Raw genomic sequence first — 14503 nt, forward strand, 5'->3', positions numbered from 1 at the left:
CCGCGTCGTCCCAGCCGCAGCGGCGGGTGCGGCCGGTCGAGACGCCGATCTCGCCACCGATCCGCTGCAGCTCGATGCCGTCCTCGTCGAAGAGCTCGGTCGGGAAGGGACCCGAGCCGACGCGGGTGGTGTAGGCCTTGATCACGCCGATCACGCGGTCGATGCGGGTCGGGCCGACGCCCGCGCCGGTGCACACGCCACCGGCGATCGGGCTGGAGGACGTGACGAACGGGTAGGTGCCGTGGTCGACGTCGAGCATGGTCGCCTGGGCGCCCTCGAAGAGCACCGTCTGGCCCTCGTCGAGGGCGCGGTTGAGCAGCAGCGAGGTGTCGCAGACCATCGGGCGCAGGCGGTCGACGAAGGAGAGGAGCTCCTCGACGACGACGTCGACCTCGATCGCGCGGCGGTTGTAGACCTTGGTCAGGAGGTGGTTGCGGACGTCGAGGGCAGCCTCGACCTTCTCGCGCAGGATCTTCTCGTCGAAGAGGTCGGCGATGCGGACGCCGACGCGGTTGATCTTGTCGGCATAGGCCGGGCCGATGCCGCGACCGGTGGTGCCGATCTGGTTCTTGCCGAGGAAGCGCTCGGTCACCTTGTCCATCGTCGCGTGATAGCTCGCGATGACGTGGGCGTTGGCGCTGACCTTGAGCTCCGCGACGTCGACGCCGCGCTCGATCAGGCTGTCCAGCTCGCGGAAGAGGGCGTCGGGCGAGACGACGACGCCGTTGGCGATGACGCTGGTGGCGCCGGGCGTGAGGATGCCGCTCGGCAGGAGATGGGTGGCGAACTTCTCGCCGTTGACCACGATCGTGTGGCCGGCGTTGTGCCCGCCACTCGTGCGGACGACGAAGTCAATGGTGTCGGTCGTGGCGAGCAGGTCGGTCGCCTTGCCCTTGCCTTCATCGCCCCATTGGGCACCGAGTACGACGATCGCGGGCATTGCAGCCCTCCTGAGGTGAGACGGCAGAAAATCAACGAAGCTCCGGCACAAGTGCACCGGAGCTCTTGCGACCACACGTTAGCGCACGGGGGCCGATCGGCCCCACTCGTCCGACGATCCTGATCCGGTACGGCGACGGACCGGTCGGGGCCCGTCGGCTACTGTCCGCCGGATGGACCCCCTGCTCGTCATCACCAACTCCGACGCCGGCACCTCGGACCAGGAGACCCTCGAGCGGGCACTGGCGATCCTGCGTGAAAGCGCCTCCGTGGAGGTGGCCGCGACCAGCAATCCGGGCGAGCTCGACGGCGTGCTGCACCGCGCCGGTTCCCGCCGGATCGTGGTCGCCGGCGGTGACGGCAGCCTCCATGCCGTGGTCGCTGCGCTGCACAAGCGCCACGAGCTCGCCGGCAAGACGCTGGCCCTCCTGCCGCTCGGCACCGGCAACGACTTCGCCCGCGGCACCGGCATCCCCCTCGACATCGAGGAGGCCGCGCGGCTGGTGCTGGCCGGCGAGCCCCGACCGGTCGACCTGATCGTCGACGAGACCGGCGAGATCGTGGTCAACAACGTCCATGTCGGCGCGGGTGCGCAGGCCAGCCGCAAGGCCCACAAGTGGAAGGGCCGGCTGGGCAGCGTCGGTGTCGGCGGGGTCAACCTGGGCAAGCTCGGCTACCCGATCGGCGCCCTGCTCGCCGCCGTCAACCCGCCCAGCCACCGCCTGCGCGTGGAGATCGACGGCAAGGTCGCCATCGACGTCGACCAGCGGGTGCTGATGGTCGCGGTCGGCAACGGCGCCAACGTCGGCGGCGGCACCGAGATCACCCCTGACGCCGACCCCGAGAGCGGCAAGCTCGACGTGATGATCGCGCGCGCCGTCTCCCCCGCCGCCAAGATCGGCTACGCCGCCCACCTCCGCAAGGGCGAGCACCACGAGCGCGACGACGTGCTCTACCTCCGCGGTCGCGAGGTCTCCGTGCGCGGCGAGGAGTTCTGGGTCTCGGCCGACGGGGAGATCTACGGCCCCGAGCGGTCGCGGACCTGGCGGCTCGAGCCGGCGGCGTACGACATGGTGCTGCCGCGCGCCTAACTCAGATCCAGCCGCGGCGTACGGCCTCGACGCCCGCCTGGAACCGCGTGTCGACCCCGAGCTCGATCATCAGCGCAGCGATGCGCCGGCGGACCGTGCGCAGGCTGATCCCGAGCTTGCGGGCGATGGCCTCGTCCTGGGCGCCCGCCACGAGCTGCTCGAGCAGGAAGCGGCGCAGGTCCGGTCGGGCCTCGCCGGTGTCGAACGCCGGGACCGGCGTCGCCGTCGACCACAGGGCCTCGAACCAGTAGGTCAGCGCCTGGACGACCGATCGCTGGCGGATGTGCACCCGGGGCTCGTCGGCGAAGCCGAGCGGCTCGGGCAGCACGGCGTGGGAGTCGCCGAGGATGAACATCCGGGTGGGCAGCTCGGAGATCACCCGGATCTGCTCGCCGAGCCGGGCCCGGGTCTGCAGCGCCTCGGGCGCCTCGGTGAGCGCGCGCAGCGGATAGATCGCCCGGGACTTGCGCCCGCTGGCCATCGCCTCGGCGAGCACGCGGCTGACCGCGGACTCGCGCGGCATCGCCCAGGCATCGGGGCGCAGCCAGAGCATGTCGCCGCTGCTGGTGCGCAGCATCTGCCCGATCAGCGCCAGCGGGTTGCCGCCGGAGCTCAGCTCGCCCTCGAGCGGCCGGACCTCCGAGACGTCGGACTCGTCGGGCCGCGTGGCGCCGGCGACGAGGTGGGGGACGGCCCAGGCCAGCGCGTCCAGCCGGTGGGCGACGTTGCTCGCGCGGCTCGCCTCGCCCCGCACGAGGTCGGCGACGACCAGGGCCAGTGGCGGCACCGCCAGCTTCTCCCGGTCGAACTTGACCAGGCCGAGGTCCAGCAGCGGGGCGAGGTCGCGGATCAGCTCCTCGTGCGCGATGTTCAGCAGGCCCGTCAGCTCCGCGAGCGTGTGCCCTGCGGCCGGCGCGACCTGGTAGTAGACCCGCTCCGACTCACGCGTGAGCCCGAGCGAGGTGAGCACGGAGGAGGGAACGTCAGCGGGCATGATGGCAGGTTAGTGCCACCGGCATCTGCGAGCCACGTGGCAGGCGCTGGCCACCCCGAGAATGTGAACACGCGTTGTTGTCCGGTGTATCGCGGGGGTGTGTCACTGGACCGGCCGAGAGGCCGTCGACGCGCAGGGCATCGGAGTCGCCGCAGGGGACGGCTCCGATGCCCTAGTCATGTGCCCGATAGCCTTGCCGCCGGAGTGCGGCCATCGGCGCTGCGCTCGAGATCTTCTCTCCCGATCGGAGCACCACGACCCATGGCACGAGGCGGACAGTCCGGCGAACCCATCGACTGGGTGACGCGCGCGGCGGACGACGCCGTCCGGCACGCCGGCGAGGGCAACCTCGTGACGGTCGCTTCAGGTGCCAGCCCGTCGGGTCCCATCCACCTCGGCAACCTGCGTGAGTTCCTCACCCCCCACTTCGTCGCCGAGGAGCTGCGTCGTCGCGGCGTCGCGGTGCGCCACCTGCACTCGTGGGACGACTACGACCGCTTCCGCAAGGTCCCCGCCGGGGTCCCCGCCGAGTGGGCCGATCACATCGGTCGCCCGCTCAGCGCCGTACCGGACCCGTGGGAATGCCACACCTCGTGGGCCGAGCACTTCAAGGAGCCGCTGCGCGCGTCCCTGGCCGAGCTGGGCGTCCGGATGGACGAGATCGACCAGACGCAGATGTACCAGGTCGGCACCTACCGCGAGCAGATCCTGCACGCGATCAAGCACCGCGACCGGATCGACGAGGTCCTCGGGCGCTACCGCACGAAGGCCGCCCCGGCCGCCGAGACCGAGGAAGAAGAGGCGTCCCTGGCCGACTCGGTCGCCAACGAGGACTTCGAGGGAACGGGCGACCTGTCCCGCTTCCCCTACAAGCCGTGGTGCGCCTCGTGCGGGCGCGACACCACGGACGTGACGGCGTACGACGACGAGAGCACCGACCTCGACTACACCTGTCGCGTCTGCGGGTTCGTCGGCACGACCAACGTCGCGACCGAAGACGGCGGCAAGCTGGTCTGGAAGGTCGACTGGCCGATGCGCTGGGCCTGGGAGAAGGTCAACTTCGAGCCCGCCGGCCTCGACCACATGACCCCCGGCTCGAGCTACACCGTCGGCCAGGAGCTGGTCTCCTCTATCTTCGACTGGCAGGCACCGGCGCGCGTCACCTACGCCTTCGTCGGCATCGCCGGCATGCAGAAGATGTCCTCGTCGAGCGGCGGCGTGCCCACCCCGGCCGACGCCTTGGCGATCCTCGAGGCGCCGATGGTGCGCTGGCTCTACACCCGCCGCGCGCCCAAGCAGGCGTTCACCATCGACTTCGGTCCCGAGGTCGTTCGCCTGTACGACGAGTGGGACGCGCTGGGCCGCAAGGCCGCCGACCCCGCGAAGCGTGACGTCGCGGTGCTCGCCTTCGAGCGGGCGTCCGCCACCGTCGAGGACGGGCCCCTGGCGGTGCCTTTGGTGGCTGTCCCGTTCAGGACGCTCTCGTCGATCGCCGACGTCACCGCCGGGTCGGCCGACCTGATCAGCCAGGTCGTCGAGCACGTCGGCTTCCCGCACGACACCGTCGCGGACCTCGAGCCGCGGCTGGGTCGCGCCATGGCGTGGACGGCATCCCTGCCGGAATCCGACCGGACGACCGTGCGGGCCACTCCCGACACTGCTCGCCTCGCAGCACTCACCGAGGACGAGGAGCTGTGGCTGCGGATCTTCCTGGACCGGCTGCCCGACTCGCCCGATCTCGAGCTCGATGCGGCGACCTCGGTCGTCTACGGCGTACCGAAGGTCGCGCGCGGCCTCGGCTTCGACGACGCCCCGACCGACCAGGTCAAGGCGGACCAGAAGGACTTCTTCAAGCTGCTCTACAACCTGCTCGTCGACGCCGACCGCGGCCCTCGGCTCCCGACCCTGATCGTGGCCCTCGGCGCTGAGACGGTGCGTCAGCTGCTTGGTGGGCCCTCCTCTGGGTGAGGTGCTCGACGGTCTCGTGGCCGCCGGCTTGAGCGTCCATATGGCCGCTCAAGCGACGCCATTCGGCACGCTAACCGGCCAATCCCCATCTCGAGCCGCTCATTGCAACAGCCGCCTCCTGGGCCACTAGCCATCCACAGCCCGCAGCGACGGCCACGCATCCACAGGTCTGCGGGTCTCGCGCTGGCGATTGTGGTGGTGGCACCAGCAGCGTGCCGCCATGCGACCAACACTTTCGCCCTTGGCGGCAGGACAGGAGGGCCTGTTCACTCGAGCACAGGCGCTTGCGGCCGGGTACACCGAACGAGAATTGAAGTCCTTGACCAGGCCGGGCGGCGAGTTCTTCGTCGTGAGTCACGGTGTGTACGCCGAGCGGAGCCTCGTCGCCGCGCTCGACTCGGTCGGGCGCTGGCGGTTGAAGGACCGAGCAGCTCTGCTCGTGTCTCAAGCTCCGTGCATTCTGAGTCACGATTCCGCAGCGCGACTTCTGGGCATCAGCACGCTCGAGGTCGAGAGCCCCGGCAGCCATGTCACCAGCGTCGGGAAGACCGGCGCCAGGCGAAGCGCAGGGATCACGCGACACCGCGACATGTTGCCAGTGTGCGTGGAGGTACGAGGCGGCGTGCCGGCGACGTCCTACGCCCGCACGGCAATCGATATCGGTCGGCTTCACGGATTCCGCCACGGCCTGGTGTCCACCGACGCCGTCCGCACCCTCGGCGTACCTCTCAACGATCTCGAGGCGGAGCTCGACCGCATGGAACATCACCCCTTCATCGCGAGGGCGCGGGCAGCGGTCAAGGCGTCCACGTCCGGCGCCGAGAGCGTCGCAGAGACACTGGGGCGCGAGTTGGTCCTCGAGGCTGGGCTCGGCCAGGTGGAGACGCAGTTCGCTGTGAGGCTGGCAGACGGCCGCGTCGTCTGGTGTGACATCGCAGTCGGCTGCCACATGATCGAGATCGACAGCCGGCTCAAGCTACGAAGCGTGGAGGATGGTGGCGTCGCCACTCGTTCGGCAGACGAGGTGATGTGGCAGGAAAAGACTCGTCAGACGTTGATCTGCGCTGAGGGCCTGGGGATGTCACGACTCACGTGGGCCGACTTCTTCGGCGTCCGTCGCGAGCGCGCAAAGGCCCGCCTGTTGGCAGAGGAGGCCGTCACGCGCGAGCGGTTCGGACCAGCTCTCCCGGTGCGTCTACGGCTGTTCGCCGACCAGCATCCTCGACGCACTGACCAAGCGTTGTGGACGCCTGCCGCACTGGACGTCGCATCTTGAGCGTCCACATGGCCGCTCAAGTTCCCACCACGGGGTGAGAGGGTAGGAACATGAACCACGTCGATCTCCTCGCAGGCCCCCCGCCCACCCACCTTCCCGAGGACCCGGCGGCAGTCGAGCTCGCCGACGGCGCAGCGGCTGCCGACGTCGTACGCCGCAACCCGGCCTCCCCCGCCGCGTGGGCCGCCCTCGCGGAGCTCGCGAAGGCTGACGGCGCCGATGACGTGACCGTCTACGCCTATTCCCGCGTCGGCTACCACCGTTCGCTGGACATGCTGCGCCGCAACGGCTGGAAGGGCCACGGCCCCGTGCCGTGGGAGCACGCCCCCAACCGCGGCTTCCTGACCTGCCTGGCCCTGCTGGCGATGAGCGCCCGCGCGATCGGCGAGACCGCCGAGTGGGAGCGCTGCTCGGACTTCCTGCGCGACTCCAGCCCGACGGCTGCCGACCAGCTGCTCTGACCCCGCAGCACCACCCCGCGGGTGGGTGACCCAGGTCACACACCCGCGGTAGCGTGCCGGGATGACTCTCGGCAACGAACCCCCCGCCCGCCCGCGCCCTGAGGACGGGCCCCCTCCGACCAACCGGGCGATGATGATCGCGGCAGGCGTGCTGCTCGTCATCCCGATCATCGCGCTGATGGCGGTCCCGACCTATGCGCGGACGGAGCCGGAGCTCTTCGGCTTCCCGTTCTTCTTCTGGTACCAGTTCCTCTGGGTCTTCCTCTGCTCCGCGATGACGTACGGCGCCTACCGCCTCACCCTCGCCGCGCGGAAGAACAAGGGCGGCAAGCGATGAGCGCCTCCGTGCTGCCGATGGCGGCCGACACCGGGATCAACGGCGTCGCCCTCGCCGTACTCATCGTGCTCTTCGCGATCGTCACCGTCGCCGGCTTCATGGCCTCGCGCTTCAAGCGCGGGGACGGGCTCGAGTCGCTCGACGAGTGGGGCCTGGGCGGGCGCAAGTTCGGCACCTGGATCACCTGGTTCCTGCTCGGCGGAGACCTCTACACCGCCTACACCTTCGTGGCGGTGCCGGCGGCGATGTTCGCCACCGGAGCCGTGGCCGGCTTCTTCGCAGTGCCCTACACGATCGTGCTCTACCCGATCATCTTCATCTTCATGGCCCGCCTCTGGTCGGTGAGCCACCGCCACGGCTACGTCACTCCCGCGGACTTCGTGCGGGGACGCTACGACGCGCGGTCCCTGTCGCTGGCGGTCGCCGTCACCGGCTTCGTCGCGACCATGCCCTACATCGCCCTGCAGCTCGTCGGCATCCAGGCGGTGCTCGAGGTCGCGGGTCTCGGCGGTGGCGACAACATCATCGCCAAGGACCTGCCGCTGTTCATCGCGTTCGCCCTGCTGGCGGCCTTCACCTACTCCAGCGGCCTGCGGGCACCGGCGGTCATCGCCTTCGTCAAGGACATCCTGATCTACCTCGTCATCATCGTCGCGGTGATCTACCTGCCCGGCCAGGTCGGCGGCTGGGACAACATCTTCGGCGCCGCGCAGGACAAGATGGAGGCCAACAACGCGGCAGCCATCGAGGCCGGTGGCAAGCCCACGTCCTCCTTCATCCCCGGTGTCGGTGCCGGCTGGGCCTACGCCACGCTCGCTCTCGGCTCGGCGCTGGCGCTGTTCATGTATCCGCACTCGATCACGGCGTCGCTGTCGTCAAACTCGCGCAACACGATCCGCCGCAACGCCGCGATCCTGCCGGCCTACTCCTTCGTGCTCGGCATGCTCGCGCTCCTCGGCTGGGTCGCCATCGCGGCCGGCACCACACCGATCGGGCTCGACGGCAAGGCCAACGCGCAGCTGGTCATCCCCCAGCTGTTCGAGGACATGTTCCCGGCCTGGTTCGCGGGCGTCGCCTGGGCCGCGATCGCGATCGGCGCCCTCGTGCCGGCAGCGATCATGTCCATCGCCGCGGCCAACACGTTCAGCCGCAACATCTACAAGGAGTGGCTCAACAAGGACGCCACCCCTGCCCAGGAGGCCAAGGTCTCCAAGCTGATGTCGCTGGTCGTGAAGGCGTTCGCGCTGGTCTTCGTGCTGACCCTGGACAAGCAGAACGCGATCAACTTCCAGCTCCTCGGCGGCATCTGGATCCTGCAGACCTTCCCCTCGATCGTGTTCAGCCTCTTCACCCGCTGGTTCCACCGCTGGGGGCTGCTCGCAGGGTGGGCGGTCGGCATCACCTACGGCACGGTGGAGGCCTACCAGGTCATCAACCCTGCGACGGGCAAGCACTTCGGTGGTTCCCTCGCGCTGATCCCGGGGATCGAGCAGATGGGCTACATCGCGATGACCGCGTTCGTGCTCAACCTGGTCGTGACCATCGTGGTGACAGCCGTCCTGAACGCGGCCAAGGTCTCCAACGGCAGGGATGAGACGATCCCGTTCGACTACTTCGCCGACGCCGACGACCCGCGAGTGATCAAGGACCTCAGCGAGCACCGGGCCCACACGGCGCCGTACGGCGATCCCGACGACATCCCCGGAAACGCGGGCGCGCGCTGAGGTCGGTGACGGCTGGGACATGACACAGCGCCCGCCTCCTCTCGGGGAGGCGGGCGCTGTCGTCTGCTGACGTGGGTCAGGCGCCCAGCGACGTACCGGCGGAGCGGAGGTTCTGGCAGGCCTCGACGATGCGAGCGGCCATGCCGGCCTCGGCGGCCTTGCCCCAGGCGCGGGGGTCGTAGACCTTCTTGTTGCCGACCTCGCCGTCGACCTTGAGGACGCCGTCGTAGTTGTTGAACATGTGGGCGGCGACCGGGCGGCTGAAGGCGTACTGCGTGTCGGTGTCGACGTTCATCTTGATGACCCCGAAGTCGACGGCCGCGCCGATCTCCTCAGCGGTCGAGCCGGAGCCGCCGTGGAAGACCAGGTCGAAGGGCTTGGCGCCGGCCGCGAGGCCGAGCTCGGCGGCGACGGCGGCCTGGGCGTCGCGCAGGATCTCCGGGCGCAGCTTGACGTTGCCGGGCTTGTAGACGCCGTGCACGTTGCCGAAGGTGAGGGCCGTCATGTAGCGACCCTTCTCGCCGGCACCGAGCGCGCGCACGGTCGCGAGGGCGTCCTCGGGGGTCGTGTAGAGCTGCTCGTTGATCTCTGCGACGACACCGTCCTCCTCGCCACCGACGACGCCGATCTCGACCTCGAGGATGATCTTGGCGGCGGCGCACTTCTCGAGCAGCTCCTGCGCGATGAGGAGGTTCTCCTCGAGCGGCACGGCCGAGCCGTCCCACATGTGGGACTGGAAGAGCGGGTTCTCGCCGCGGGCCACGCGCTCGGCCGAGATCTCGATCAGCGGGCGGACGAAGCCGTCGAGCTTGTCCTTGGGGCAGTGGTCGGTGTGCAGCGCGATGTTGACGGGGTAGTTCTTCGCGACCTCGGCGGCATAGGCGGCGAAGGCGACCGAACCGCTGACCATGTTCTTGATCGAGGGGCCGGAGAGGTATTCAGCGCCGCCCGTCGAGACCTGGATGATGCCGTCGGAGCCGGCGTCAGCGAAGCCCTGCAGGGCCGCGTTGAGCGTCTGGGACGACGAGACGTTGATGGCCGGGTAGGCGAAGGACTTCTCCTGCGCGGCGTCCAGCATCTGCGCGTAGACCTCGGGGGTGGCGATGGGCATGGAGAGCTCCTCGGAATGCGTTCAATTTGTCGCCCCGACCCTAATGGCTACCAGCCGGTCGGCGAATCCGAGACCGTAGGCAGGACGAGTCCGCGACGCGGTGGTCTTGACCAGATCACACCCGGTCGGACTTTCGCGCAACCAAATGGTCGGTCACAGCGTCAACTCCCGTAGGACCGCCCGATGGGCGCGAAGGGGGTAGGGATGACGACCAGCATCGACTGGGTGCACGAGATCGACGCATCGCTCGACGGCATCGATCAGCCACCGGCCGCGTGGTCCGCTGACCACCCGATCTCCCGGTGGCGCCGGCACCCCCGCCCGTCCGGTCCGTCGTTCACCGACTACGTCGCCGAGCGTGGCCCGCACGTCCGCCGCCTCGCGCACGCCATCTGCTGCGACTGGACCCAGGCCGAGGCCCTCGTGCTGCAGACGCTCGGGCGGCTCTTCGACTCCTGGCACCGGATCGCCGGGAGCGAGGCCGCCGACGCGTTCGTCCACCGCAGCCTCGCCCGCGCCTGCGTCACCGACTCCCCCACGCCGCGCAGCTGCAACGCCCACGCCGACGACTACCCGATCGAGGACGAGTCGTTGCTCTTCGACGGGCTCCAGTCGCTGACCGCGATCCAGCGCAAGGCGCTCGTGCTGCACGACTGGCTCGACCTGCCGGTGGCCGAGGTCGCCGACGCGATCGGGATCAGCGTCGACCAGGTGCTCCACCACGCAGCCCGTGGCCGCTCCGCGCTCAACTTCCTGCTTCCCGAGTCGGCCTGACAACCGATCGCGCGCCCCTTCCGTATTGCTGGTGACGGCCACACGGAGGGAACCGACATGAACACACAGATCGACTGGCGTGAGGAGCTCGACTCCTCGTTCGGCCGAGGGGTCGACCGCGCGCCCACGGACTATCTCGTCCCGGCGCGTGCAGCGCTCCGCAGGCGCCGTACGGCGATGGGCGCGGCCGCCCTCGCCACGGTGATCGTCGTCGGCGGCATCGGCTGGGCGGTCGCTCCCGGTGACCACGACGTCCGGAGCTCCCACGTCGCCAACAGCCCCACCTCGGCGACCTCGAAGCCCACGACCAAGGGACCCAAGACACCGGTGTCCGCGCGTGCCGTGCCGTGGCCTGCGGGTGACGGGCCGGCGCGCGTGACGCCCGGCAAGGGACTCGAGATCCGCGAGGGCGCGGTCGTGCACCAACGTCGCGACGATCTCTACCCCGGCAAGGACACCGAGTCGGTCGCCCTCGACATCAGCTTCGAGGGCACGCGGTGGTGGCTGGCGCTGGAGTGGGACAAGGGCGGCTCCGCGAGCTCCTCCGAGCACGCCGGCGAGCTGAACGACTCGTTCGATGCGTTCGTCGCCTCCTCGACCTCGGGCGGGGGGATGTTCTCCCCGGAGCCCGACCCGATCGCGGACAAGTACCCCTACGGCCGCGTGGTCAACTACGGCCTCGACGGCGTCATCGAGCTGCGCCCGGGGGCGACGATCGTGCGGCGCGTCGACAACCCCCACAGCCTCACCCCTCCCGAGACGTCGGTCGGCCTCGTCGTGGAGTTCGAGGGCGAGACCATCTGGTTGAGCTTGGACTCGAGTCCCACGGGGGGTGGCGGCACCTTCGTGAAGGAGGCCGACTCCGGCTGGGCCACCTTCGACGAGTGGCTGGCCGACCAAGTCGCACTCCAGCAGGGCGAACCCGGGCTCAGGCTCGTCAGCATCGATGACGAGGGTGTCCTCACGCCCGCACTGCCGGGAGTCGAGATCATCGAACAGCAGTCCGACCCCGATCTGGAGGCCTACACCGGGGGCGTCGCAACCGCGTCGGCCGCCGCGATGCTCACGTGGGATGGCGAGACCTGGTTCGCGCTCGTCGTCCGCTTCCCTCGCGGCGAGGACACCGTCGTCAGTTTCGCTGCTGACAAGGCCGACGGCGCCTCCAACGTCGAGGAGTTCATCGAGTTCGCCCGTTCCCGCGGCGACGGGGAGGGCCTGCGATGAGGGCCGCCCGCCGCGACGAGGCGTTCACGGCGTACGTCGCCGCGCGCCAGTCGCACCTGCGCCGCATCGCCTACGCGATCTGTGGCGATTGGCACCAGGCCGACGACCTGCTGCAGGTCGCGCTGACGAAGCTCTACGTCGCGTGGCCCCGGCTGCGCCGCGAGGGCGCCGAGGACGCCTACGTCCGCCAGATCATCCTGCGCTCGCACATCGACGAGACCCGGCGACCGCACCGGCGCGAGACCCCGGGACTGGACGGCCACGACCGCAGCGCACGCGAGCCGCTGCCGGTCGAGGAGCGCAGCGCGCTGTTCGAGGCGCTGCAGGAACTGCCGCCGATGCAGCGCAAGGTCGTCGTGCTGCGGCACTGGCTCGGCCTCGACGTGCGTGAGACCGCGCGTGAGCTCGACATCGCCGAGGGCACGGTGAAGAGCCACTCCTCGCGTGGGCTGGCGACGTTGCAGCGGGCGCTCGCGGAGCCGATCACCCACTGAACAGTGCTGGATCTCCGGCACCAGGCGGGGGACGATCCAGCACCGTTGGCGGTGCACTAACCTCGGCGCACATTCCGGCAGGCAGCCGGACGGATCACGGGGGAACCATGAGCATCGACGAGACACTGACGCAGGGCGCGCAGCGCGAGGACCACGAGGACCAGGCCCTGACGAGGGGCATCGTCGCCTCTGCGCTCGGCCTGACCGCCCTCATGGGTGGCGGCATCCTGGCCAACGCGTTCCAGTACTGGACGATCGACATCGTCAACCAGGGAAACCCGTCCGGAGCCAACCTGGTCCACGCATTGGCCGCCGTCCCCGCGATCGTCCTGGGCATCGTCGCGGTCGCGGTCGGTCTCAGCGCGGCCCGGTCGATCCACACCCTCGCCTCGGCCACCGGCAAGGCAGGCGCCATCACCGGGATCCTCGCCATCGTGGGCGGCGCGCTGTGGGCCGTGGCGATCCTGAAGTCCGACCTCTACTCGTAGGGCCTTGGTTTCGACACGCTCGCTGGCGCTCGCTGCTCAACCAGCGGTCGACACGCTCGCTGCTCAACCAGCGGCCGACACGCTCGCTGGCGCTCGCTGCTCACCCAGCGGCCGACACGCTCGCTGCTCAACCAGCCGGGGTCAGCCCCGCCAGGCGTCGTCGGCCGACAGGTCGGCGTACGACCGGATCCACGAATGCATGGCGATCGCGGCCGCGGACGAGGCATTGATCGACCGCGTCGAGCCGAACTGCGCGATCGAGAACGTCCCGTCGCACACCTCGCGCGCGAGCTCCGAGAGCCCGGGGCCCTCCTGGCCGAAGAGGAAGCAGACGTCGCGCGGCAGCGTCATCGTCTCGAGGTGCTCGCTGCCCGGGAGGTTGTCGATGCCGAGCAGTCGGACACCGATCGAGTGCAGGTACGCAGCCAGGTCCTCGGCGGTCGCATGGTGTCGCACGTGCTGGTAGCGGTCGGTGACCATCGCGCCGCGACGGTTCCAGCGGCGGTTGCCGACGATGTGGATCTCCGCTGCGAGGAACGCGTTCGCCGTACGCACGATGGTGCCGATGTTGAAGTCGTGCTGCCAGTTCTCGATCGCGACGTGGAACGAGTGCCGGCGGGTGTCGAGGTCGGCGACGATCGCGGCCATCGACCAGTAGCGGTAGCGGTCGACGACGTTGCGCCGATCACCGTCGCGCAGGAGGTCGGGGTCGTAGCGGTCCCCGTCGGGCCACGGCCCCTCCCACGGGCCGAGCCCGACCTCGGGCGGGCCGTGCGGCATCGGGTCGTACGGCGCCCGCTCCTGCTCTTCTTCCACGACCCAACCCTATGGGGATTCCCCAGTTAGGCTGACCGACGTGAACTTGCTCCTGGACCTCCAGCCGCTCCTGCTCGGCATGGACTGGATGGATCCCAACTGGCTGCTGCGGGAGTTCGGCGGGGCGCTGTTCTGGCTCAGCCTCGCGATCATCTTCGTCGAGTGCGGGCTGTTCTTCCCGTTCCTGCCCGGTGACACGTTGCTCTTCGCGATGGGGCTGTTCATCGCGACCGAGCGCATCGACGTCTTCCCCGGCCCGGAGTGGCTCGAGCTGGTGGTCGCGCTGACGCTGTTCACCCTCGCCGGGATCGGCGGCAACGTCGCGGGTTACGAGATCGGGCGCAAGATCGGCCCGCCGCTCTACGAGCGCGACGGCCGCATCCTCAAGCGCAAGTACTTCGACCAGACGACCGCGTTCTTCGACAAGCACGGCAACAAGGCGCTCGTCATCGGCCGCTTCGTGCCGTTCGTCCGCACCTACATCACGGTCGTCGCCGGCGTGACCCGCATGGACCGCGGCCGCTTCTTCCTGTGGAGCCTGGTCGGCGCGGTCGGCTGGGTCCTGTCGATCACCCTGCTCGGCTTCTTCCTCGGCTCGGCGTTCCCGGGCCTGGGCGAGCAGATCGACAAGCTGATCATCCTGATCCTGGCCTTCTCGCTGATCCCGATCGCCTGGGAGTGGTGGCGGCACAAGCGCACCAACGCCCCCGAGGCCGACGACCGGGACGGCGACGGCGTGCCCGACCGCGACATCGCCGGCCGGGACGTCTGAGCGCGCCTCGGTCTCGACACGCTCGCTGCTCAAC

At 69.6% G+C, this 14503-nt stretch carries 15 protein-coding genes; 11 read left to right on the plus strand and 4 right to left on the minus strand.

Features of this window, described 5'->3' with window-relative positions; all coding sequences use genetic code 11:
* The coding region (locus tag CF8_RS16570; protein WP_036491292.1) for an adenylosuccinate synthase at positions 1–940 on the minus strand (940 nt) is incomplete at its 3' end.
* 172 nt (positions 941–1112) lie between these two features.
* Between CF8_RS16570 and CF8_RS16575 the strand changes: the two genes are divergently transcribed.
* A complete protein-coding gene (locus tag CF8_RS16575) occupies positions 1113–2030 on the plus strand; it encodes a diacylglycerol/lipid kinase family protein (protein ID WP_010834250.1) in 918 nt (305 codons plus the stop codon).
* A gap of 1 nt (position 2031) precedes the next feature.
* On the opposite strand, the gene CF8_RS16580 is transcribed toward CF8_RS16575, so the two are convergent.
* The gene (locus CF8_RS16580) at positions 2032–3024 is read right to left on the minus strand and encodes an HTH domain-containing protein (RefSeq protein WP_010834251.1); all 993 of its coding nucleotides are present in this window, start codon (positions 3022–3024) and stop codon (positions 2032–2034) included.
* A 261-nt stretch (positions 3025–3285) separates the two neighbouring features.
* Between CF8_RS16580 and lysS the strand changes: the two genes are divergently transcribed.
* The 5 genes from lysS to mctP all read left to right on the plus strand — a co-directional run bounded on the left by lysS (position 3286) and on the right by mctP (position 8790).
* Positions 3286–4992: a lysine--tRNA ligase gene (gene lysS / locus CF8_RS16585; RefSeq protein ID WP_010834252.1), complete on the plus strand. Its 1707-nt coding sequence runs from the start codon at positions 3286–3288 to the stop codon at positions 4990–4992.
* Positions 4993–5233: 241 nt separating this feature from the next.
* Positions 5234–6268 carry a hypothetical protein gene (locus CF8_RS16590; RefSeq protein ID WP_010834253.1) on the plus strand — a complete coding sequence of 345 codons (1035 nt, stop codon included), beginning with the start codon at positions 5234–5236 and terminating at the stop codon, positions 6266–6268.
* 50 nt (positions 6269–6318) lie between these two features.
* Positions 6319–6729 (plus strand): DUF3151 domain-containing protein, encoded by a 411-nt coding sequence (locus CF8_RS16595; protein WP_010834254.1) that lies wholly within the window; start codon positions 6319–6321, stop codon positions 6727–6729.
* Positions 6730–6790: 61 nt separating this feature from the next.
* A complete protein-coding gene (locus CF8_RS16600) occupies positions 6791–7066 on the plus strand; it encodes a DUF3311 domain-containing protein (protein ID WP_198016869.1) in 276 nt (91 codons plus the stop codon).
* Positions 7063–8790 carry a monocarboxylate uptake permease MctP gene (mctP, locus tag CF8_RS16605; protein WP_010834255.1) on the plus strand — a complete coding sequence of 576 codons (1728 nt, stop codon included), beginning with the start codon at positions 7063–7065 and terminating at the stop codon, positions 8788–8790. Before CF8_RS16600 ends, mctP begins: the two co-directional genes overlap by 4 nt.
* Positions 8791–8866: 76 nt before the next feature.
* Here mctP and fbaA read toward each other — a convergent pair whose 3' ends face one another.
* Positions 8867–9901: a class II fructose-bisphosphate aldolase gene (fbaA, locus tag CF8_RS16610; protein WP_010834256.1), complete on the minus strand. Its 1035-nt coding sequence runs from the start codon at positions 9899–9901 to the stop codon at positions 8867–8869.
* Positions 9902–10105: 204 nt separating this feature from the next.
* On the opposite strand from fbaA, the gene CF8_RS16615 reads away from it, so the two are divergent.
* From CF8_RS16615 to CF8_RS16630, 4 genes are all read left to right on the plus strand, one after another.
* The gene (locus tag CF8_RS16615; protein ID WP_010834257.1) at positions 10106–10675 is read left to right on the plus strand and encodes a sigma factor-like helix-turn-helix DNA-binding protein; all 570 of its coding nucleotides are present in this window, start codon (positions 10106–10108) and stop codon (positions 10673–10675) included.
* Between the two features lie 57 nt (positions 10676–10732).
* The gene (locus CF8_RS16620) at positions 10733–11899 is read left to right on the plus strand and encodes a hypothetical protein (protein WP_010834258.1); all 1167 of its coding nucleotides are present in this window, start codon (positions 10733–10735) and stop codon (positions 11897–11899) included.
* Positions 11896–12393: a SigE family RNA polymerase sigma factor gene (locus CF8_RS16625; RefSeq protein ID WP_010834259.1), complete on the plus strand. Its 498-nt coding sequence runs from the start codon at positions 11896–11898 to the stop codon at positions 12391–12393. The genes CF8_RS16620 and CF8_RS16625 overlap by 4 nt, the downstream gene beginning before the upstream one ends.
* A gap of 107 nt (positions 12394–12500) precedes the next feature.
* The gene (locus CF8_RS16630) at positions 12501–12881 is read left to right on the plus strand and encodes a hypothetical protein (protein WP_010834260.1); all 381 of its coding nucleotides are present in this window, start codon (positions 12501–12503) and stop codon (positions 12879–12881) included.
* A gap of 141 nt (positions 12882–13022) precedes the next feature.
* On the opposite strand, the gene CF8_RS16635 is transcribed toward CF8_RS16630, so the two are convergent.
* Positions 13023–13661 (minus strand): TrmH family RNA methyltransferase, encoded by a 639-nt coding sequence (locus CF8_RS16635; protein ID WP_036491295.1) that lies wholly within the window; start codon positions 13659–13661, stop codon positions 13023–13025.
* A 76-nt stretch (positions 13662–13737) separates the two neighbouring features.
* On the opposite strand from CF8_RS16635, the gene CF8_RS16640 reads away from it, so the two are divergent.
* Complete coding sequence (locus tag CF8_RS16640; RefSeq protein ID WP_010834262.1) at positions 13738–14469, plus strand: DedA family protein; 732 nt, start codon at positions 13738–13740, stop codon at positions 14467–14469.
* Positions 14470–14503: the final 34 nt, after the last annotated feature.

The organism is Nocardioides sp. CF8, assembly GCF_000389985.1.
GTDB lineage: Bacteria > Actinomycetota > Actinomycetes > Propionibacteriales > Nocardioidaceae > Nocardioides > Nocardioides allogilvus.

What these genes read in the sequence shown, in the direction of transcription:
- CF8_RS16575 (WP_010834250.1), top strand. Translation starts at nt 1,113, where the DNA reads ATGGACCCCCTGCTCGTCATCACCAACTCCGACGCCGGCACCTCGGAC.
- CF8_RS16580 (WP_010834251.1), bottom strand. Translation starts at nt 3,024, where the DNA reads ATGCCCGCTGACGTTCCCTCCTCCGTGCTCACCTCGCTCGGGCTCACG.
- lysS (WP_010834252.1), top strand. Translation starts at nt 3,286, where the DNA reads ATGGCACGAGGCGGACAGTCCGGCGAACCCATCGACTGGGTGACGCGC.
- CF8_RS16595 (WP_010834254.1), top strand. Translation starts at nt 6,319, where the DNA reads ATGAACCACGTCGATCTCCTCGCAGGCCCCCCGCCCACCCACCTTCCC.
- CF8_RS16600 (WP_198016869.1), top strand. Translation starts at nt 6,791, where the DNA reads ATGACTCTCGGCAACGAACCCCCCGCCCGCCCGCGCCCTGAGGACGGG.
- mctP (WP_010834255.1), top strand. Translation starts at nt 7,063, where the DNA reads ATGAGCGCCTCCGTGCTGCCGATGGCGGCCGACACCGGGATCAACGGC.
- fbaA (WP_010834256.1), bottom strand. Translation starts at nt 9,901, where the DNA reads ATGCCCATCGCCACCCCCGAGGTCTACGCGCAGATGCTGGACGCCGCG.
- CF8_RS16615 (WP_010834257.1), top strand. Translation starts at nt 10,106, where the DNA reads ATGACGACCAGCATCGACTGGGTGCACGAGATCGACGCATCGCTCGAC.
- CF8_RS16620 (WP_010834258.1), top strand. Translation starts at nt 10,733, where the DNA reads ATGAACACACAGATCGACTGGCGTGAGGAGCTCGACTCCTCGTTCGGC.
- CF8_RS16625 (WP_010834259.1), top strand. Translation starts at nt 11,896, where the DNA reads ATGAGGGCCGCCCGCCGCGACGAGGCGTTCACGGCGTACGTCGCCGCG.
- CF8_RS16630 (WP_010834260.1), top strand. Translation starts at nt 12,501, where the DNA reads ATGAGCATCGACGAGACACTGACGCAGGGCGCGCAGCGCGAGGACCAC.
- CF8_RS16635 (WP_036491295.1), bottom strand. Translation starts at nt 13,661, where the DNA reads ATGCCGCACGGCCCGCCCGAGGTCGGGCTCGGCCCGTGGGAGGGGCCG.